At 53.2% G+C, this 20,120-nt stretch carries 15 protein-coding genes; 10 read left to right on the plus strand and 5 right to left on the minus strand.

Annotated elements, in window-relative coordinates; all coding sequences use genetic code 11:
* Positions 1-68: 68 nt before the first annotated feature.
* The 3 genes from AACY82_RS14280 to smpB form a co-directional block, all read right to left on the minus strand.
* On the minus strand, positions 69-1,853 hold the full coding sequence (locus tag AACY82_RS14280) for an arylsulfatase (protein WP_339617516.1): 1,785 nt from the start codon (positions 1,851-1,853) through the stop codon (positions 69-71).
* Between the two features lie 160 nt (positions 1,854-2,013).
* Positions 2,014-4,440 (minus strand): TonB-dependent receptor, encoded by a 2,427-nt coding sequence (locus tag AACY82_RS14285; RefSeq protein WP_339617517.1) that lies wholly within the window; start codon positions 4,438-4,440, stop codon positions 2,014-2,016.
* A gap of 140 nt (positions 4,441-4,580) precedes the next feature.
* A complete protein-coding gene (gene smpB, locus AACY82_RS14290; RefSeq protein WP_339617518.1) occupies positions 4,581-5,060 on the minus strand; it encodes an SsrA-binding protein SmpB in 480 nt (159 codons plus the stop codon).
* Positions 5,061-5,252: 192 nt separating this feature from the next.
* On the opposite strand from smpB, the gene AACY82_RS14295 reads away from it, so the two are divergent.
* The 6 genes from AACY82_RS14295 (at position 5,253) to AACY82_RS14320 (ending at position 13,268) form a co-directional block, all read left to right on the plus strand.
* Complete coding sequence (locus tag AACY82_RS14295) at positions 5,253-6,857, plus strand: sodium-dependent transporter (RefSeq protein WP_339617519.1); 1,605 nt, start codon at positions 5,253-5,255, stop codon at positions 6,855-6,857.
* 2 nt (positions 6,858-6,859) lie between these two features.
* Entirely contained in the window at positions 6,860-7,294 is a 435-nt protein-coding gene (locus tag AACY82_RS14300) for a type II toxin-antitoxin system RatA family toxin (RefSeq protein WP_339617520.1), read from the plus strand.
* A 47-nt stretch (positions 7,295-7,341) separates the two neighbouring features.
* Entirely contained in the window at positions 7,342-7,665 is a 324-nt protein-coding gene (locus tag AACY82_RS14305) for an RnfH family protein (RefSeq protein WP_339617521.1), read from the plus strand.
* A gap of 200 nt (positions 7,666-7,865) precedes the next feature.
* Positions 7,866-11,129, plus strand: coding sequence for a PAS domain S-box protein (locus AACY82_RS14310; protein WP_339617522.1), 3,264 nt, complete (start codon positions 7,866-7,868; stop codon positions 11,127-11,129).
* A 57-nt stretch (positions 11,130-11,186) separates the two neighbouring features.
* Entirely contained in the window at positions 11,187-11,576 is a 390-nt protein-coding gene (locus AACY82_RS14315) for a response regulator (RefSeq protein WP_339617523.1), read from the plus strand.
* Positions 11,577-11,609: 33 nt separating this feature from the next.
* Positions 11,610-13,268 (plus strand): diguanylate cyclase, encoded by a 1,659-nt coding sequence (locus tag AACY82_RS14320; RefSeq protein ID WP_339617524.1) that lies wholly within the window; start codon positions 11,610-11,612, stop codon positions 13,266-13,268.
* A 63-nt stretch (positions 13,269-13,331) separates the two neighbouring features.
* Here the strand turns inward: AACY82_RS14320 and bamE are convergent, their stop codons facing one another.
* Positions 13,332-13,748: an outer membrane protein assembly factor BamE gene (gene bamE / locus AACY82_RS14325; protein ID WP_339617525.1), complete on the minus strand. Its 417-nt coding sequence runs from the start codon at positions 13,746-13,748 to the stop codon at positions 13,332-13,334.
* A 78-nt stretch (positions 13,749-13,826) separates the two neighbouring features.
* On the opposite strand from bamE, the gene fur reads away from it, so the two are divergent.
* Positions 13,827-14,237 carry a ferric iron uptake transcriptional regulator gene (gene fur / locus AACY82_RS14330; protein WP_339617526.1) on the plus strand — a complete coding sequence of 137 codons (411 nt, stop codon included), beginning with the start codon at positions 13,827-13,829 and terminating at the stop codon, positions 14,235-14,237.
* On the opposite strand, the gene recN is transcribed toward fur, so the two are convergent.
* Positions 14,234-15,913, minus strand: coding sequence for a DNA repair protein RecN (gene recN, locus AACY82_RS14335; protein WP_339617527.1), 1,680 nt, complete (start codon positions 15,911-15,913; stop codon positions 14,234-14,236). The two genes, fur and recN, sit on opposite strands and share 4 nt — an antisense overlap.
* 155 nt (positions 15,914-16,068) lie before the next feature.
* Between recN and grpE the strand changes: the two genes are divergently transcribed.
* From grpE to dnaJ, 3 genes are all read left to right on the plus strand, one after another.
* Positions 16,069-16,626: a nucleotide exchange factor GrpE gene (grpE, locus tag AACY82_RS14340; protein ID WP_339617528.1), complete on the plus strand. Its 558-nt coding sequence runs from the start codon at positions 16,069-16,071 to the stop codon at positions 16,624-16,626.
* Between the two features lie 186 nt (positions 16,627-16,812).
* On the plus strand, positions 16,813-18,735 hold the full coding sequence (gene dnaK, locus AACY82_RS14345; protein ID WP_339617529.1) for a molecular chaperone DnaK: 1,923 nt from the start codon (positions 16,813-16,815) through the stop codon (positions 18,733-18,735).
* 95 nt (positions 18,736-18,830) lie between these two features.
* On the plus strand, positions 18,831-19,970 hold the full coding sequence (gene dnaJ / locus AACY82_RS14350; protein WP_339617530.1) for a molecular chaperone DnaJ: 1,140 nt from the start codon (positions 18,831-18,833) through the stop codon (positions 19,968-19,970).
* Positions 19,971-20,120: the final 150 nt, after the last annotated feature.

The following is a 20,120-nucleotide window of genomic DNA, read 5'->3' on the forward strand; positions in this document are numbered from 1 at the left end:
TACGCGGGAACAAAAGAAGGGCAACGCCGCTGAGGCTGCAGGGTAAGCCTCAGCGGCGTCGCAATGGGTTAGTCGTTGCGCTTTACTAAACGCAGGTATTTTACCGCAAGGTTTCGGTTCTGTGCGTCGCGGCCAAAGCTCAGTGTCAGCTCGCCAGGGCCGGCGTGTAGTTTAATTTTCTGAGATTGTTCGGCCCAGCTTTGGGTGGGCGCCTCTCCGGTTTCAGCGCGGCGCTGCCCTTGACGGACAGTGCTTTGGTAGGGCGGTAGTGAGTCGAATGTGTACCGCGCCCCTTGGGCTTGAGCGGTGATCTCGCCGTCATACGATCCGTCGGGTGTTTCGTAGCCAATCACAAGTTCGTAGCTGCCGCCATTAATGACGTCAATCGGCCACTGAATTTGGCCCGCGGTTTGTCCGGTGCTGATCAGCCAATCGTGTGCCCAGCCGTCGCCGTGGCGATAGTTAACGCCCTCTTTGACGATCGCAGCCTCGTGGGCGGGAAATATAACCTCTGGGTAACCCGCGTGGCCAACATGGACGGGCAGGGGGGCATAATCGGGCAGCCGTGTTTTCCGGTACCACTGCGTGTACTCTTGTTTAAGCTCAGCCAGTCGTGTCGGGTGCTCGGATGCGACATTCTGGGTTTGCTTCGGATCGGCCTCAAGATCGTACAGCGACCAGTGGTTATTATGGTCGGACGTGGCGAGCCAGCGTTGGGTGCGCACCGCACCGGGGCTTTCGCTAATGGCAACCTCATCCGGGCGCGTGGTGTTGCGAAAATGGTGGGTAAATAGCGTGCGGTCGGGCCAGTTGACGGCTTGAGCTTGATTGGCATCAAGTATCAGCGGCGTCAGATCATCGCCGTGGATCGGTTTTACGGGCGCACGATCGATGCCGGTTAGCGCGAGCAACGTGGGCAGCACATCAAGGTGTTGTGCGATCGGTGTAATGCGGCGTCCGCCACTGATGTGATCGGGCCAAGAGATAATAAAGGGCACTCTAACACCGCCTTCATCCAACTTGCCTTTCCAACCTTTCATCTCGCCATTGTAGCGCGCTTGGCCTCCTGGGAACGCCGGGCCGTTGTCGGACAAAAAAACGACAATGGTGTTGTTAAGGCTGCCGTTGCGCTCGAGCTGCCGAAAGACTCTTTGCAGGTTTTGATCGATATTTTCGACCATGCCATACACGCTAGCCTCGACATTCGTGAGCCCGCGTTTTTTGTATTTATCAAAATACTGTTGCGGTAACTCAAAGGGGCTGTGAGGCGTATTAAATGAGAGGTAAGCAAAGAAGGGCTGCTGGTTATCACGCATAAATTCAATAGCGTGATCGGTTAAGCGATCGGGCAAGTAGCCGGCAAACGCTTCGGTGCTGCGGTTGTGTTGCAGGTGACCGTCAAAGTAATCGGTGATGTGTCCGTCGGCAAAGCCGTAGAACTCGTCAAACCCTTGGCCTAAAGGGTTGTGAGGGTATTGCAGGCCATTGTGCCACTTGCCGAATAATCCGGTTTTATAACCGGCGTCTTGTAGGTATTCGGCGATGGTTTGTTCATCGGGTAGCATTTTTTCACCGCCGCGGGTCACACTGTGAACACCGGTGGCAAGCGAGTGGCGCCCCGTAAGTAAACTGGCGCGCGTGGGTGAACACACCGGGCTGACATAAAAGCGGTCAAAGCTGACGCCATCGTGGGCGAGCTTGTCGATGGTGGGGGTGTCGATTTTTTGGTTACCATTAAGGCCGAGGTCGCCCCAGCCCTGGTCATCGGTTAGCACCAGCAAGATGTTGGGTCGCTGTGACGCGATGTTGGTTTGCGTACTACAAGCAACAAGGGAGGCTATGAAAGCACTCATGATGAGGCGTTTTATTGTTGTTGACTTCATAAGCATTAATTTACCAAGGGTATAAAAAAGGCGTGTTACAAACACGCCAAGCAAGGAACCTACACACTAGGTACAGGATGTAACGCCGGCTCATTCGCTTTAGGAGCGCGAGCCGGCCTATGGTCGCGGTTTAGAAAGTCGCTCTTACACCCATGGTGTAGCGCGCTTCGTACTCATTCTGCCATGCGAACTGGTCTTCATATTCCAGGTAGTAAGTTTCTTTCTCTGAGGTAATGTTCGAGGCGTTTACATACACACTAACGTAGTCGTTAATGTCATAGCTGACCGAGGCGTCCACATACGCTGTTGGCTCTTGCCACAGAGTACCTTCGCCCCAGGTTTGGTTGAAGCCAACCACGCGCTCACCGCGGTAGTTGTAGGCAATACGAGCCTGCAGTGCGCCATTTTCGTACCAGCCGACCAAGTTTACGACGTCTTCCGAGTTGTCTTGGAAGGGCAGTTCAACGCCGTCCATACTTTGATTGCCAGACTCGCTAGGCGAGTAAGTGTAGTTGGCGTCGATACCAAAACCGCTCAGCATCGGTATGTCTAAGAAGTCGTCAAACGCTAGCTTGGCGGCCAGCTCGACCCCTTTGAGTACGCCGCCCTCGCCTTGAATACTGGTGGATACGGGTACGCTGCGGCGCACGACGCCGTCTAGGTCGGGCAGTTCCATTTGAACGGTGCCGTTCTCGATAAAGCTCTCGACATCAATGTAAAACCAGCCTGCAGATAAGCTGCTGGCAGCGCCCAGATAATACTCCAGAGAGAGGTCGTAGTTAGTGGCTTGCCAAGGGTCTAGCTCAGGGTTACCCGTGGCATTGCCACCGGTGACAATAAACTTGCCGTTGGTTTCGCTCTCGGGGTCAGAGTCTAGTACGTAAGTGGGTGACAAGCCGCCGCCCCATTGAGCCAGATCCAGCGGCGCCATAGTGCGGGCATAAGAGGCGCGCAGCACGAGCTCTTCACTCAAGTCAAAGCGCAAGTTTAGCGAGGGCAATAAGTAGTCCAGTGAACGCTCGGTGGTGATATCACCCGCATCGACAGATGCGGCACCGTAAGGCTGAGAGGCGCCTACTTGGTTTTGCCCCACGGTCAGGTCCGAGTCGATGGCGCGGACGCCAAAGTTACCGCTCATAATGCCGGTTTCAAAATTTGCTTTGGCGTAGTAGCTTTGCTCTTCTAGTTCGACATTGTAAGAGCGTGCGGGGGCGATCGCGCGATGTGTGCCGGGATAGAGCGCTTCGTGGTAGGCCTCGACATCTTGCATGCTACGCGGGTCAGCACTCCATATGGTTGGAATACCGGTTACGCTGCCGAAGTCGCTAACTTGAATTGCGTCTAGGTCGGCCAGTAGTGTTGGGATGCCCGAGGTGTAAAAGTGTTCGCCATCACCTGCGGTACAGGCGCCTTCAATGCCGCCGCCGTCTAGGTCCACGTCAGTTGCTTTGTATTTAACGTCGCAGCCGCTTACCGGTGACAGTAGATCAAATTCATAATTGTCGACGCTACGCTCGCTTAGGCGCACGCCGAACTCCAGCGAGGTCAGGAAATTACCGTCGAAGCGATACTCTCCGTCAAAGCGTGCCACATCCAGCTCACCGTCACGGGTGAAGTTATTCTCGCTGGTTAACGCGCCTAATGAATAACTGTTAAGGTCTCCCATGTAGTCGCCAATCGAGCGTGCGTCGCCCATCGATTCGCCGTTCATCCCTAGGTTGGCGTTGTTATCAAAACCGCTCCAGCTGGGGTTGTCGCCGCTGTAGTTGACGCTCAGCTGGGGGTAACCTAGGTAACCATTAGGGTTGGTTTGCAGTTGACCGTCGGCGCAGTCGCCTTGTGTCCCCTGTGTACCCTCGGGATAGTATTTGCATTGTATGCCCCATTGGCTGCCATTGGCGGCGTCGATATCCATGTAGCTGTTCAGGCGCTCTTGCTCGGCTTCGCCGTGCACTAAGCGGAGCGATCCGGTGAACGCATCGCCGTTGTCGTAATTAAGCTCGACGTTGTAGTTTTGCGATTCGGCTGTTTGTGCCTGTACCGAGGAATAGGATTTCGCGCGGCGGCCGAAGCCGGTATATTCTTGTACGGTATTGACACTGCCGTGATCAGTGGATTGCGTTGCGTCATACCAGCCCCAGCGCTGCCATTTATCGCCGAAAGCAAACCCTGTTTGGTAGTCGTTATCTTCTAAGTCGGTTACCAGAGCTTCGGCCACCAGCTCAAAGCCGGCTCCCAGATCAACTTGAATGGCAATGTTTGCCCCGGTGCGCTCGCGCTCTGTCTGGCGGTTGTAGGCGGTGTGACCGGTAAACGCCCAATAGCGATCATCTAGGTCGCCATCATTATTGAGATCGACGCTGCCATCGCTGAAACGATCGGCAAAGTTTGGGTTGTTACCGTTGACCCAGCCGTAGTCAGATTCGTTAGTGAAGCCGGTCCAGCCGGCGTTGCCCATTACCCCAGCGTTATGCGTCTTGGTGGCGCGATTGTTTTGCTTGTAGTGCGACGGTGTAACCGGTTGCAGAAATCTAGCGGGGATTACTTTGAAGGGCAAGTAGAGATTTGTAATGAAAGTGCAAAATTATGCACAGGTCAGCTAGGTGAGGCCGCTGCTGGCGTTTGCGGTAATGTTGCCGGGTGCCACGCATCTGGAGGATGCAGTGGCCCGAGAGCGGAGTCGGCGGTGGTGTTTGATTAGCGCGTATCGGTTTGAAACAGACGTTGTTTTTGCCGGTTCCAGTCCCGCTCTTTTTCGGTTTCGCGCTTGTCGTGCAGTTGTTTACCTTTACCCAGCGCCACTTCGACTTTGACCAAGTGTTGCTTCCAATACATGGCGGTCGCGACCACGGTGTAACCTTTTTGCTCGGTCGCCTGACGCAGTTTGGCCAGCTCTTTTTCGTGCATTAAAAGTTTGCGCGAGCGGTTGGGCTCGACCACATAGTGGGTAGAGACGGTCGCGAGAGGCGAAATTTGTGCGCCCACCAACCACGCCTCACCGTTTTGGAAAATCACGTAGGTGTCGGTTAGTTGCATCTTGCCGGCGCGTAAGCTTTTAACTTCCCAGCCGAGCAGGACGATGCCCGCCTCCAGCTTATCTTGCAGCAGGTAGTCAAATTTTGCCTTTTTGTTGAGGGCAATGGTGTTGCCAGCGGGTTTTTTCTGCTTTTTAGCCATGAACAGTCGCGTCGGATGGGTGAATGAAAACACCGGCATTATAACGATCCCCGGGCGTTCTGTCTGCGTCCGCACTTATGCTGTTGAGCGATTAACGATACAATCGGCGGCAACTATAAGGTTTGGGCGCAATAACGCAGGCCGCTGCTCAGTGCTGGGCGGTGGATAATCGCAGACAAGCGGAGTGACAGCGTGAAACGAGCACAACAGCACGCCATTTGGGGGCGCAGAGGCACATTTATCCTGGCGGCGACAGGCTCCGCCGTAGGTCTTGGCAACATATGGAAGTTTCCCTACATCACCGGCGAGAACGGTGGTGGTGCCTTTGTATTGATGTATCTGCTGTGTATCTGCTTGATTGGTTTGCCGGTGATGGTCGCCGAGGTGTTATTGGGGCGCCGGGGCCGCGCGAGCCCCATCACGGCGATGCAAGCGGTCACCCGAGAGTCGGGCAGCTCGCCCGGTTGGAATGTGATCGGTCTGTTTGGAGTGTTGGCCGGCTTTTTGATTTTATCCTATTACAGTGTCATTGCCGGCTGGACCCTAGAATATGTCACGACTGCCGCTCGTGGCGGATTTGTTGGCCTAGACGGCGAGAGTGCCAAGCAGGCGTTTGATGCGCTGCTGGCCAATAAAAGTGCCTTGGTGCAATGGCAGACAGCGTTTTTGTGTATGACGGTGTTGGTGATTGTATTTGGCGTAACCCGCGGGCTAGAGACTGCGGTGCGGGTGCTGATGCCGCTGCTGTTTGTGTTGCTGTTGGTGCTGTTAGGGTATGCCGCCTATGTGGGGGATTTTGCCGCAGGAGCCTCGTTTCTGTTTAGCTTTAAGTTCGCTGATTTATCCTTAGAGGGGTTGTCGTTAGCATTGGGGCACGCATTTTTTACGCTTAGCCTTGGAATGGGCGCCATTATGGCCTACGGCTCGTACATGCCCCACAAAAGCTCGATTGTAAAAACCGTCATGATGGTGGGGGTGCTGGATACCTTGGTGGCGTTAATTGCGGGGCTGGCCATTTTTCCGATTGTGTTTGCCACTAGCGGGGTAGAACCGGGCGACGGTTCGGGCTTGATGTTTATCAGCTTGCCGATTGTTTTTGGCTCTATGCCTTTTGGAACGATATTTGGCACCTTGTTCTTTTTATTGGTTACCCTGGCGGCCTGGAGCTCGACGATTTCTCTGTTGGAGCCGGCGGTGGCTTATTTGACGGAGCGTTTTCGGTTTCACCGGGTCAGCGCTAATTTGCTTATCGCGTCGTTAGCGTGGTTGTTGGGTTTAGGGACGGTGATGTCCTTTAACGACTGGTCCGACAGCACCTACTTCTTAGGCATGAATTTATTTAACTTTATTGATTTTATAACCGCCAGTGTATTGTTGCCGTTAGGGGGTGCGTTAATGGCGGTGTATGTCGGCTGGTTTATGAAGCGGCGGCCGCTGCGGCGCGAGCTGAAACTGGAGTCGCGCGAGACATTTAGTCGCTGGTTTACCATTGTTCGCTATGTATCGCCGGTGTTGGTGCTGGTGGTGTTTATTATGGGTTTGTACGGAAAGTTTGCAGAGGATATAAATCAGTTAGATTTCAGCTGGGTCATAAACGAGTGGTTATTTTTCTTGTTTGGTATTTTAGCTGCTGGGGTGTATATAGGTTGGATCATGATAGAACGCCCCTTGCATCGTGGGCTCGATTTGGATTTTTCAAGTTGGTCTGTGCGTTGGTTGTTAGTGTTAAAGTTTGTATCTCCTGTATTGATCGCGGTTTTGTTTATATTGGGTATTTATATTAAGTTTGCGGGGTAGTTGTGGGGCATCAGATAAAACGTACAGCCGAAGTAGGCTATTCGCGCGAGCAAATGTTTGCGTTGGTCAACGATATTGAGGCGTATCCTGAGTATATGGATGGCTGCCAAAGCGCTGCCGTATTAGCGCGTGGTGATGATTGGCTGGAAGCGCGGTTGGCATTGGGGCTGGGCGGTGTGTCTCAGAGTTTTGTGACACGCAATCAGTTGATTCCACCCAGTAAAATGACAATGGAGCTGGTTGATGGCCCGTTCCGTAAGTTTTCCGGCCAGTGGTCTTTTAGCGATACCACCGAGGGATGTTGCGTAACCTTGGAGCTAGACTTTAGTTTAAAGAACCCGCTATTGGCGATGGCCGTTAATAAGATGTTTGAACAAATAGCGGCGTCGCAAGTAAAGGCTGTATGCCGACGGGCGCAGGTTGTCTATGGCGCTTAACGCAAGGCGTAAAATAGTTCGGTTAGTTAGGTAAGGTAATTAGGCGTATGGCAGATTTAGATTTAATTACGGTTGAGGTGGCCTACGCGCTGCCCGACCGACAAACAATACTCGAGGTGTTGGTTGAGCCGGGAACAACCGCCTACCAAGCGGCCGAGTCTTCGGGGATTACGCGTGACTATCCCGAGATCGACTTAGAAAACGCCAAGATGGGGATTTTTGGTCAAGCGCTGGGGACTAAAGGCTTAAAGCCACCCCACGAGCATGTGCTGCAAGCGGGGGACCGGATAGAGATATACCGTCCGCTGCAGGCCGACCCCAAAGAGGTGCGCCGTCGTCGTGCCGAAAAAGCAAAGCAGGCTGACTCGTAAAAGCTCGCGCGTATCCTGCGCAAGAAGTTTATTCGCGTACCATTTAAGCCCTGCTAGACTAACTAAGAGCGGTGGTGAGCAAAGGGAGAATTATGGCGTGCCGGTGGCGGGGCAAATATGGATTGGCGTTTAAGTCCGTTGTGACAACTGGCTTGCTATTGCTAATGGCCTTTCCTGCCTGGGCTCAGGCAGGCCCTGATATGACACGCGGATTTTTGGTCGGCGTGCTGTTGGGGGCGTTAATCATCGTAATGACGGCCCTTGGCTTGCACCGGTGGCGTCGCACCGGCGACTCTGCGCCGGGGCAAACATCTTCGCAAAACCTCGGCCGACGATTACAGCTGGCGCTGGAAAACAGTCAATCTGGCTATTGGGATTGGGATGTTCAGCGCAATACGGTGGAGTTTTCTGACGACTGGAAGCGCATGTTTGGTCTCGGCGAGAATGCTGTTACGAAAGACGGTGTTTCGGAGTGGATGGCTCGGGTGCACCCCGATGATCGTGAAGAGTGCTTAATGCGCATTAAACGGCACATTAAAGGTGACACCGATCGCTTTGAGCACGAGCACCGTTTGCGCGATGAGCACGGCAAGTACCTATGGTTTTTAACCCGGGGGCGGGTAACTGAACGGGATGCGGCGGGCCGGGCCGTGCAAATGATCGGTGTTTATACCGATGTTAATGCGCAAAAACGGGTCGAAGAGTTGGTGGTGCATCAACAGCAAGCCCTGCAGCGGCTTAACGAGATCGCATCGCTAGCCGGATCTGAAGCTAAAGACCAGTTGCGTCAGGCGTTGCGTTTAGGAGCTGATTACTTAGATTTGCCCTTGGGGATTGTCAGCCAGATTACGGGCGATAATTATCGGGTTCATGTGCAGGTGTCGCCCCCCGGTGCCCTCGAAGATAACCAAGAGTTTTTCTTGCCCCACTGTTTTTGTGTCGAAACACTACACAGTCAAGACGTTATGGCGATCCACCATACAGGGCAGTCCGCGTTGGCAAGTCATCCATGCTATCGCTCAACTCAGCTCGAAAGCTATATCGGCGCGCCGGTATGGGTAAGTGGAGAGGTTTACGGCACGTTAAACTTTTCTGCCCCTGAAGCTCGCCGCGATGAATTTAGTGCGTCTGAGCGCGATTTTGTGCGTCTTTTGGCTCGTTGGGTGGGGGCTACGCTTGAGCGTTCACTGCAAGAGCGCGAGAACAGAAAGCTGTCAGAGACGTTTAGGCGTTTGTCAGACAGCATGCCTGGTTGCTTGGTTCAGTTTCAAAAAAACACCGATGGCTCCTCCCGTTTTGCCTACGCAAGTAGCGGTATTGTCGATATTTACGGCGTCACACCAGAAGAGGTAAAAGATAGTGCCGCTAAAGCCTTTGAACGCCTACACTCCGACGACCTACAGCGTATAGTGGCCGGTATTACCGAGTCCGAACGGTCCATGACCATGTGGAACGATCAATATCGCGTGTTGCATCCGACGCGGGGTTTGTTGTGGATTCGGGGCCGTACCAGCCCAGAGCAGCAAACTGATGGCAGCATTATTTGGCACGGCTCCTTGTGGGATGTTACCGAAGAGGTACTTGCTGAGCAGCGGCTTAGCCGCACCAGCCGCTGGCGTGATGCGATTTTTGATGTGGCGAGCTTGTCTCTGATTATTACCGACGTACAGGGTGTGATCCAATCGTTTAATGTCGGTGCCAGTCGCATGCTTGGTTACAGTGAGCACGAGTTATTGCACAAGGGTAACTTAAAAGACTTGCATCAAGTCGCGGGGGCGTCAGCGGCTGACGCTACCCAAGGTAAGGCGTTTGCTGTGCTGGAGTTTGAGGCGCTGGCGGCCAGCGCGGCGCGGGGCGAACTAAAAAGCGAAGAACGAGCTTACCGTTGTAAGGATGGTCGCACGGTCAGGGTTATGGAGACCCTAACGGCGGTACGTGACGACGACGGTCGAATTGAAGGTTACTTGAGCGTTGCCCGTGATATTACCCTTGAGCGCTCTCAGGCCGAAAAGCTACGCGCGAGTGCCGAGCGAACTCAAGCGATTTTGGATAATGCCGCCGACGGTATCGTTTTGATTGCCGAGGATGGCGCCATAATCTCGTTTAATTTAGCCGCCGAGCAGATTTTTGGCTTGCGCGCTGCACAGGCACAGGGGCTGGCTATTGAGGCGTTATTGTCGGAAGAGGATGCCAATATACTCACCTCTCGCCGCCAAAAGAAGGAGGCGGGCAGCATTGAGGTAAAAGGGTGTCGGGCCGATGGCGAGCTATTTCCGCTGGAGCTATCGTTTTCTGAAATTCGCAGCGACGGGCGGTTGCTCTATATAGCGCTGATGCGGGATATTACTGATCGCAAACGTGTTGAGCGCATGAAAAATGAATTTATTGCCACGGTGAGTCACGAGTTGCGCACTCCGTTAACGGCGATTAGCGGTTCATTACGGTTGCTCGATGCGGATGTGTTAGGCGAGCTGCCCGAGTCGGTTAAAAAGATGGTGCGTGTCGCGCACAACAACAGCGAGCGTTTGTTAAATTTAGTCAATGATCTGCTGGATATTGAAAAGCTTGTCGCCGGTAAGGTTCGGCTTACGCTGGAGTACCTGGTGGTAGCGGATCTGCTCATTAACGCGATGGAAGCTACCGCGAGCTATGCTCAGCAGTTTGATGTTGCCCTGCGCCTGGATTCGGGCGACCTGCCTAAAGATTCCCAACGTTACCTTGTGCGAGCGGATGCCAAACGAATTACCCAAGTGCTTATTAATTTAATATCTAATGCAGTTAAGTTTTCGCACCCTGGCAATGACGTTGTGTTGCGTATGTCCCTCGAGCGGGAGAACTTAATTGTCAGCGTGGTTGACCTCGGCATAGGTATTGCCGCTGAATTTCGCGAGCGGATCTTTCAGAAGTTTTCTCAGGCCGATAGTTCTACAACACGCGATAAAGGCGGTACCGGCCTGGGCCTAGCAATATGCAAAGAAATTATTGAGCAACACAGCGGAACCATCGATTTTGAGTCCCGCGAGGGACATGGCTCACGCTTTTACTTCGCCCTGCCGTGTACTGTAATACCCGATGTGGTTCCTCCTAGCACTGGCGAGCGCCTTAGCGTGCTGCATGTCGAGGACGATGAAGCAATTTTACAGTTGCTACACATACTTATTGGCGATGCGGCGGGTTTAACTCAGGTTAGCTCTGTTGCAGCCGCACGGGAGGCGCTTGCCACTACCCAGTACGATATTGTGTTGCTTGATGTGCTGCTACCCGATGGTGGAGGTTTAGAGCTGTTAGAAACTATATTGTCGCTGCAGCCAAAGGCCACCGAGGTGCTAGCCTTAACCCAGGTCGACTTAACGCCTGCGCAGCAACAGCGATTTACCCGTGTATTTGCAAAAGATGCTGCGCTTGTGGCGCAGTTGAGTCATTATTTAAATGCGCGTATGGAGCGCGGCGGTTCGGCTCGGTGACGCTGCGCTATGTAAAAAGGCTGCTAATTTGATTGGCTACACCCAGAGATCAGTATCATGACTGCTAAACGGCCATTGACTACCATTTTGTATGTTGAAGATGAACCTGACATCAGAGCCATCGCAGAGCTGGCGCTACAAGCCATTGGCGGGTTTTCGCTAACCAGTTGCGCCAGTGGCAAAGAGGCGCTGAGTGCCGCTCGTGCCGGGGTTCCGGATTTAATTGTGCTCGATGTTATGATGCCTGAGATGGATGGCCCGGAAACTTTGCGCAAATTACGTGAGATTCCCTCTATGGTTGATGTCCCGGCAATTTTTATGACCGCTAAGGTGCAGCCCGACGAAATTGCGGAGTACCGCGCATTGGGAGCGCTGGATGTGATTCCGAAGCCGTTTGACCCTCTTAGCTTGGCGCAACGTATTAATGACATTTGGCAGCGCGCCTAAACCTTTTGATTTCGATAACTCTAAGGAGGCTCAGTGAGTTCAGACGCTCAGCAGCATGCACTTGAGCAATTGCAGAATTTGCGGCGCGAGTACGCTGCCAAGTTGCCCAGTGTTTTAACCAAGCTCGAGCATTCATCCGAGCAGCTCAACGCCGAGCAGCCTTTGCCGCTCGAGCTTTTACAGCCGTTGTACCAAGAGTTGCACAAGCTGGCAGGCTCTGCTGGCAGCTTTGGGTTTGCGGAGCTAAGTGTGCAATCTCGCGAGAAAGAACAACTCGTCAAAAAGTGGTTAGGTGGCGAAGCGCCCACAACGGCCGAGGTTGCCGAGTTTGTCGCGGCAGTTCACCAGTTGCGAGTTTTGATTGACGCCTCTGCGCCGGATGACGCCGCTAATGTGTTGGTAGCAGGACACTCCCAAACCGTGCAGCTTGCTGACGCTGACCGGCATCTGATTTATTTGCTCGAAGACGATTTAGACTTGGCGGCTGAGCTGCAACTGGCGCTGACTAATTTTGGTTATCGGGTAGAGCACTATGCGACGTTGGATGCTGCTGAAGTGGCGGTGGGTAAGGTTCGTCCCGATTTTTTACTGGTCGATGTTATGTTCTCTGGCGACAGTCGCACTGGCCCCGAAAGCATTGCTGCCCTGCAGGAAAGAGCAATAGACCCGTTATCGGTGGTGTTTATCACGGCGCGTGACGATTTTGATGCGTACCTCGCAGCAGTGCGTGCCGGCGCCGTGGGTTACTTTGTTAAACCGTTGGATATTCCACAGCTTGTTAATTGCCTGGAGTCGCAACTAAAACTGGCGCAAAGCTCCCCTTACCGAATACTGATTGTCGATGATGACGTTTTGTTGGCGCGTCACTACAAAGTGGTGTTGGAGCACGCCGGTATGCGGGTAGAGTTAATCTCTGATCCGCGCGAGGTGTTGGAGGTGATGCGTGATTTTCACCCCGAGCTGGTGTTATTGGATTTACACTTACCAGAGTGTCGCGGCTATGAGGTGGCGCAACTTATACGCCTTAACCCCGATTGGCTGCGGGTGGCGATTGCCTACTTATCGTCCGAGAGCGACGAGCAGGTTCAGGCCAACGCGGTAGGCTATGGTGGAGAAGACTTTCTGACCAAGCCTATCTCTGATTTGCGTTTGGTCAGTGCCGTATGTGTGCGGGCGGCTCGCTCTCGCCAGCTCAGTGAAGCGATTGACCGGGACAGTTTAACGGGCTTGCTTACGCATGCCCGTATAAAAGAGCGGGTAAATATTGAGCAGCAGCGGGCGAGACGTTTAGGTAAACCTGTCTGTGTTGCCATGATCGACCTGGATCACTTTAAAAACGTAAACGATACTTACGGCCACGCCATTGGAGATCGCGTGATCCGGGCGCTAGCGCAACTATTACGCCAGCGGCTACGCCAGACAGATAGTATTGGTCGCTATGGCGGCGAAGAATTTGTTGTGGCTTTACCAGAGTGTGATACGGCAGCGGCCAAGCTGATACTTAATGACTTGCGTGAGAGTTTTGCGGCGGTGACGTTTAACGCCAGTGGTACTACTTTTAATGTAAGTTTAAGTTGTGGTTTGGTAAGCAGCGATCGCTGTGCGGGCGGCAGTAATTTACTCGAGATTGCCGATCAGGCCTTGTATCGCGCTAAGGCTGAAGGGCGTAACCGTGTTTGCGAAGCGAATTAATTGCAATTAATGGGGTGTGGGTAGGGCCGCAATAAGTTTATGCGGCCCTCATTAAAAGCGTTTTTAGCTGTTGGTTGGCAGTGGGGTTTCGGGTTCTTTGTCGTCGTCGCCCTCGTTATTTTCGTTATCCGCGTCCTCATCCTTGTCTTCCGGCAGGTTCTCGCCGGTAAAATGGGTCATAGAGTCGCCGTCAAAATAAACCGTTAACGTCCGCTTAAAAAAGCGACCGTCGCCCATCTTCAGGCTGTAGTAGTAATCCCAGCGATCATCATTAAAAATATCGTCAATCAAAGGTGTGCCGAGAATATAGCGCACTTGGCGCTTATTGAGGCCGGGCTCAAGCTGAGAAATCATTTCCTCGGTTAAGATGTGCCCTTGCTGTATATTGATCTTGTGAACACCGGGGAATTGAAAATACTGACACCCCGCCAATACAGATATTAGGCAGACGAGCAGGAGGGGCGTTTTGATTATTTTCATTACAGGGGTTCCACTTGCTAAAATGAATGGGCGATAATACCTGAACATAACGAACACTGAGAAGGGCTTAGACGAAAAATGGCTGATGAAAACCAAGAATTACGCAAAGCCGGACTTAAAGTTACTCTGCCAAGGGTTAAAATCTTGCAGATGCTCGAGTCGTCGGAAGATCATCACATGAGCGCCGAGGACGTCTACAAAGCCTTGATGGAGGCTGGCGACGACGTGGGGCTGGCAACGGTCTACCGCGTTTTGACTCAATTTGAGAGCGCCGGACTGGTGGTTCGCCACAATTTCGATGGCGGCCACTCGGTATTTGAGATCTCCCGCGGCGAGCATCACGATCACATGGTGTGCTTGGACTCAGGCCGAGTTATTGAGTTCCACAACGAAGAGATTGAGCAGCTGCAGCAGCGCATAGCCGACGAACACGGCTATGAGCTGGAAGATCACTCGCTGGTGCTTTACGTAAAACCTAAAAAATCTTAAGCCTCAGCGGCATCCCCTAACATCTGCTGGGCATGGGCGCGCGACTCTTCGGTGATGGTCGCGCCGCCAAGCATACGCGCTAGCTCCTCCACCTTATCGTTACCTTCAAGCTCAATCAGTGCCGTCTCTGCTGATTTGCTGCGACTGGTTTTTTCGACACGCAAATGCTGGTGCCCTTTGCTGGCGACTTGTGCCAAGTGGGTGACACATAAAATTTGTCCGCGGCTGGCGAGTTGTCGCAGAAGTCGCCCTACGGTATCGGCGGTCGCGCCGCCGATACCGACGTCCACCTCATCAAACACCAAGCTGGCAATTGCACTGCGCTCGGCAGCCACCACCTGAATGGCCAGGCTAACCCGCGATAGCTCCCCGCCGGAGGCGACCTTGGCCAGTGGTGCGGCTGGTTGTCCGGGGTTGGTGCTGATCAGCAGTTCAATATCCTCTAAACCATGGGCGCTGGGGCGGTCGTCTCTTGGCTTACACTCAACCGTAAGTTTGGCGTGCTCCATGGCCAGGGCCTTGAGGTGCGCGTTTACCTTTTTAGAGAGGGTGGCCGCTGTTTTGCGTCGCTTGCTGGATAGCTCGCCGGCCTTTGTGCGAAATTCTTGCTCTAGCTGAGAGACCTCGCGGGCCATCGCTTCCAGCCGCTCGTCGCACCCGCCCAGGCTTGCCAGCTCGTGCGCCAGTGCCTCGTGAATTTTGGGTAGCTCTTCGGGAGCTACACGATGCTTGCGGGCTACGTCGTAAATGCTCGATAACCGATCCTCGACCCACTGTAAGCGCTCGGGATCGAGGCTGAAACTGTCGCCAAAGTGCTCAAGGCTGTGCTGCGCCTCTTCTAGCTGTATCTCGGCTTCGCTCAGCAGCTGCTCGGCCTCAGTCAGCGCCGCGGGCTTGTTATTGAGTTTGCGCAGCATCTGCAGTGCCCGGCTCAGGCCTGTTTGTAGCCCCTGCTCATCGTCGCTGCACAGGGCAAGCACTTGGGCGCTGGTTTGCAGTAAATCTTCCGCGCAGGTTAGCTCGCGCTGCTCTTGCTCCAGTGCGGTTATCTCGTCTGCCTGAATGTTGAGTTGGTCTAATTCCTCGACCTGATAGTGCACCAGCTGATAGCGGGCGTTCACTTCATCGGCGTTTTCGCGGCGATGCTGCAAGCTGGCGGCTAGTTCGTGCCAGTTGCTGTAGGCCGTTTTTACCTCTTGCACCAGTGTGTTGTGGCCGGCGTAGTCGTCCAGCAGGCGGCGGTGATTGTCTTTTACCAAAAGCGATTGGTGTTCGTGCTGGCTGTGGATGTCCATCAGCATATCGCCCAGCTCACGCAGCTGCGCCAGGGTGGCAGGGTGGCCATTGATGTAGGCTTTAGAGCGGCCCTCTCCGGTGACGGTACGGCGCAATAAGCATTCATCTGGGGCGTCTTGCTGTGCTAGGTCGGCCTGAGTTAGCCAGCGGCGCGCCCGCGGGTTGGTGGCCAGTTCAAAGGTGGCGGCAATGTCGGCACGTTTGCTGCCGTGCCTTACCCGCGACGCATCGGCCCGGTCGCCGAGTGTTTGTCCCAGCGCTTCCAGCAGCACCGATTTACCGGCCCCTGTCTCACCGGTGATAACCGTCATGCCTGCCTTTAGGTCAAGATCCAGCCTCTCTACCAGGGTAAAGTTCTGAATGCTCAGGTGGCTTAACATACCGTGCTCCGTGTTTGGGTGGTCTTTTCTGGTTATTTATACAGGTTTTTTTTGAGCCCTGCTAGATAAAAAATGGAGGGTCTACCCCTTGAAAGTTGCTCTGCTAACCCCATATCCGGCAGAGATTCGTTCAACCATTCACGATGGAGAGCAAGGTGACAGATCAAGAGCATAACGATCAACAAGAGCCCGAGGCGCCAGATTCGCCCGAAACCGAGCAACCTGAAGAGCAGCTGGTCAATGATGCCGACACGTTGAGTGCTCAGGTAGAGACCTTGGCTAACGCCTTGGCATCAGCCAAAGAGCAAACGCTGCGGGCGCAGGCGGACGCGCAAAACAGCCGCCGTCGCGCAGAGCAAGATGTCGAGAAAGCACACAAGTTTGGCCAGGAGAAGCTGGTGATAGATTTGCTGCCTGTCGTCGACAATTTAGAGCGGGCGCTAGCCACTATCGATCGTGACGTTGAGGCCAACAAACCCATTATTGAGGGTATTGAGCTGACGTTGAAGTCTTTTACTGACAGTTTGGCGCGTCACCAAGTGCTTGCGCTTAATCCTGCCGGTGAACCCTTTGATCCGCAGTTGCATCAAGCGATGACCATGATTGACAACCCGGATGTTGAGCCGAATACGGTTATTGACGTCTTTCAGAAGGGTTATACCCTGCATGGTCGGTTGGTACGTCCGGCGATGGTGGTGGTTGCCAAGGGTTAAAAATTTCGCTGTTTGCGTCGTTAGAGGCTTGAAAAATCGTTAACGGCGCCCATATAGCTACTACTGACTGGGAATAGTGCGTTGTGCACTTACTGTATAAATTCTCTGTGCTGTTTTGTTGTTAACGACCCGCCGATTGCGTGCTAGGTCAACAGTGCAGAAAGACAATGTTTAGGAGATTGATTCATGGGTAAGATTATTGGCATTGACTTGGGTACCACTAACTCGTGTGTAGCCATACTAGAAGGCGATAAAGCCAAAGTAATTGAAAACGCCGAAGGCGATCGCACCACACCGTCGATCGTGGCGTTTACCAATGATGATGAAGTGCTGGTGGGACAGAGCGCCAAACGCCAGGCCGTGACCAACCCGCACAACACTTTGTACGCGGTTAAGCGTTTGATTGGCCGTAAGTTTAAAGACGATGTTGTGCAAAAAGACATCAAGATGGTGCCTTACAAAATTGTTGCCGCCGATAATGGCGACGCTTGGGTTGAAACCAAAGGCGACAAAAAAGCACCACCACAAATCTCAGCTGAAGTGCTGAAGAAAATGAAGAAAACCGCCGAGGATTACCTGGGCGAAGCGGTGACCGAGGCGGTTATTACGGTTCCTGCCTACTTTAATGATTCGCAGCGACAGGCAACAAAAGACGCCGGTAAAATTGCGGGCTTGGATGTTAAACGCATTATTAACGAGCCTACCGCAGCGGCACTAGCCTACGGTATGGATCAGAAAAAAGGCGACCGCACCATTGCTGTTTACGACTTGGGTGGCGGTACCTTTGATATTTCAATTATCGAAATTGCCGACGTTGATGGCGAGCACCAGTTTGAAGTGCTGTCCACCAACGGTGACACCTTCTTGGGTGGTGAAGACTTTGACTTGGTGCTGATTAATTATTTGGCGGCCGAGTTCAAAAAAGAGCAGGGCATTGACTTGCACAATGATCCTTTGGCTTTGCAGCGCCTGAAAGAGGCCGCCGAGAAAGCCAAGATTGAGTTGTCGTCTAGTCAGCAAACTGAGGTGAACCTACCGTACATTACGGCCGATAACACCGGCCCTAAGCACTTGGTGGTTAAGTTGTCTCGCGCCAAGCTTGAGTCTTTGGTGGAAGATCTGGTAACTCGTTCACTCGAGCCGGTAAAAATGGCCATTAAGGATGCTGGCGTTTCGGCTAGCGATATCAGCGATGTTATTCTGGTGGGCGGTCAAACCCGTATGCCAATGGTACAAAAAGCGGTTGCTGACTTTTTTGGTAAAGAGCCACGCAAAGACGTAAACCCAGATGAGGCGGTAGCCATGGGTGCGGCGATTCAGGGTGCGGTATTGTCTGGTGACGTAAAAGATGTACTGTTGTTGGATGTAACGCCTCTGACCTTGGGTATTGAGACTATGGGTGGTGTGGCGACACCATTGATTGAGAAAAACACCACGATCCCGACGAAAAAGTCACAGGTGTTCTCAACGGCCGAAGACAACCAAACCGCGGTAACGATTCACGTGGTGCAGGGTGAGCGCAAGCAGTCGTCGCAGAACAAATCTTTGGGCCGCTTTGACTTGGCTGATATTCCGCCAGCGCCACGAGGCATGCCTCAGGTAGAGGTAACCTTTGATATTGACGCTAACGGTATTCTGAACGTGAGCGCCAAAGATAAGGCCACTGGTAAAGAACAGTCTATCGTTATTAAAGCCTCTTCGGGCTTGTCTGACGATGAAATTGAATCAATGGTGCGGGACGCCGAAGCAAATGCTGAGGCCGATAAAAAGTTTGAGCAGCGTGTCACTACTCGTAATACGCTAGAAGGCTTGATGCACGCGACGCAAAAAACCTTAACCGAAGCGGGCGACAAAGCCACAGAGGAAGAGAAAACGGCGATTGAGGCGGCCATTGCTGAAGCTGAAGAAGCGGTTAAAGGTGATGACGTAGAAGCCATGGAAGCGGCGACGACGAAGTTGACCGAAGCTTCTGGCTCATTGGCGCAAAAGATGTATGCCGAGCAGCAGGGTGAGGCCGGCGGTGAGCAGGCCGCAGGTGACAGTCAGCAGGATGACGATGGCGCTGTCGATGCGGAGTTTGAAGAAGTGAAAGAAGACGATAAGAAATAAGTCGAGCCCTTTTGCTGATTTAACCTACATAAATGCGGGCCTCGGTCCGCATTTATGTATCGCAACTTACTTGAAATAACTGGATACACAAACGCATGGCAAAGCGCGATTATTACGAAGTTCTCGGTGTGTCGAAAGGCGTCTCGGCGCAGGACCTAAAAAAGGCCTACCGTCGGGTTGCAATGAAGCATCACCCGGATCGCAACCCCGGTGACAAAGCATCGGAAGATAAATTTAAAGAGGCCAGTGAGGCCTACGAGATTTTATCCGACGATCAAAAGCGCGCCGCCTACGATCAGTTCGGCCACGCTGGTGTCGATGGCAACTCTGGTATGGGTGGCGGCGGTGCTGGCGCCGGTGGTTTTGGCAACTTCAGTGATATTTTTGGCGATGTGTTTGGCGATATATTTGGCGGCGCCGGTGGTGGTCGCGCGCGTGGTGGTCCGGCACGCGGCTCCGATCTGCGCTACACCTTGGATTTATCGCTAGAAGATGCGGTGCGTGGGGCGCAGGTACAAATTAAGGTGCCAACGCTCGCGCACTGTGGTACTTGCGATGGTTCGGGCGCTAAGCCTGGCAGTAAGCCGGTGAGTTGTTCCACCTGTGGTGGTATTGGGCAGGTGCGTATGCAGCAGGGCTTCTTCTCTGTGCAGCAAGCTTGTCCTACCTGCCATGGCCGCGGTACGACCATTTCGGACCCCTGTGGTAACTGTCATGGGCAAGGGCGCGTCGAAGAGACCAAAACCCTGTCTGTTAAAGTGCCGCCGGGTGTCGATACCGGTGATCGCATTCGCCTATCTGGTGAAGGTGAGGCTGGGGCGGAAGGTGGCCCTACTGGTGATTTGTATGTACAGATCAACGTTAAAGAGCATGAAATCTTCCAGCGCGACGGGCGCGATTTATATTGCGAAGTACCTATCGATTTTGTGCAGGCGACGCTGGGCGGTGAAATTGAAGTTCCGACGCTGGATGGTCGGGTCAAGCTCAAAGTACCTGCCGAGACGCAGACTGGCAAGCTGTTCCGTTTGCGCGGTAAAGGGGTTGCCCCGGTGCGTGGCGGTGGTGCAGGTGATTTAATGTGCCGTGTTGTGCTGGAGACGCCGGTGAACCTAACGGCGAAACAAAAAGACTTGCTTGAGCAATTTCAAGGCACCATGGAAAACGGCAAGCATTCGCCGCGTCAAAAAAGTTGGTTTGATGGCATGCGAAGCTTTTTTGGCGATATGAAAATATAAGCCAAAGCTAGAAGTGTAAAAGGCGGCGCAAGCCGCCTTTTTTGTGCCTGTAGTTTGGGTATTTGTTTGGTCGTTTTTTGCGCGATTTAGGCGGTGTTAAAGAAAGTGTAAAAATAATGTGATTAGGGGCTTGTGCGATTCGGATTGGTG

The organism is uncultured Gilvimarinus sp. (assembly GCF_963972205.1).
In the GTDB taxonomy this organism is placed as follows: Bacteria; Pseudomonadota; Gammaproteobacteria; order Pseudomonadales; family Cellvibrionaceae; genus Gilvimarinus; species Gilvimarinus japonicus.

Excerpts from the sequence above, each read along its gene's own strand:
- AACY82_RS14280 (WP_339617516.1), bottom strand. The coding sequence starts at position 1,853 with ATGAGTGCTTTCATAGCCTCCCTTGTTGCTTGTAGTACGCAAACCAAC.
- smpB (WP_339617518.1), bottom strand. The coding sequence starts at position 5,060 with ATGGCTAAAAAGCAGAAAAAACCCGCTGGCAACACCATTGCCCTCAAC.
- AACY82_RS14305 (WP_339617521.1), top strand. The coding sequence starts at position 7,342 with ATGGCAGATTTAGATTTAATTACGGTTGAGGTGGCCTACGCGCTGCCC.
- AACY82_RS14310 (WP_339617522.1), top strand. The coding sequence starts at position 7,866 with ATGACACGCGGATTTTTGGTCGGCGTGCTGTTGGGGGCGTTAATCATC.
- AACY82_RS14315 (WP_339617523.1), top strand. The coding sequence starts at position 11,187 with ATGACTGCTAAACGGCCATTGACTACCATTTTGTATGTTGAAGATGAA.
- bamE (WP_339617525.1), bottom strand. The coding sequence starts at position 13,748 with ATGAAAATAATCAAAACGCCCCTCCTGCTCGTCTGCCTAATATCTGTA.
- fur (WP_339617526.1), top strand. The coding sequence starts at position 13,827 with ATGGCTGATGAAAACCAAGAATTACGCAAAGCCGGACTTAAAGTTACT.
- recN (WP_339617527.1), bottom strand. The coding sequence starts at position 15,913 with ATGTTAAGCCACCTGAGCATTCAGAACTTTACCCTGGTAGAGAGGCTG.
- dnaK (WP_339617529.1), top strand. The coding sequence starts at position 16,813 with ATGGGTAAGATTATTGGCATTGACTTGGGTACCACTAACTCGTGTGTA.
- dnaJ (WP_339617530.1), top strand. The coding sequence starts at position 18,831 with ATGGCAAAGCGCGATTATTACGAAGTTCTCGGTGTGTCGAAAGGCGTC.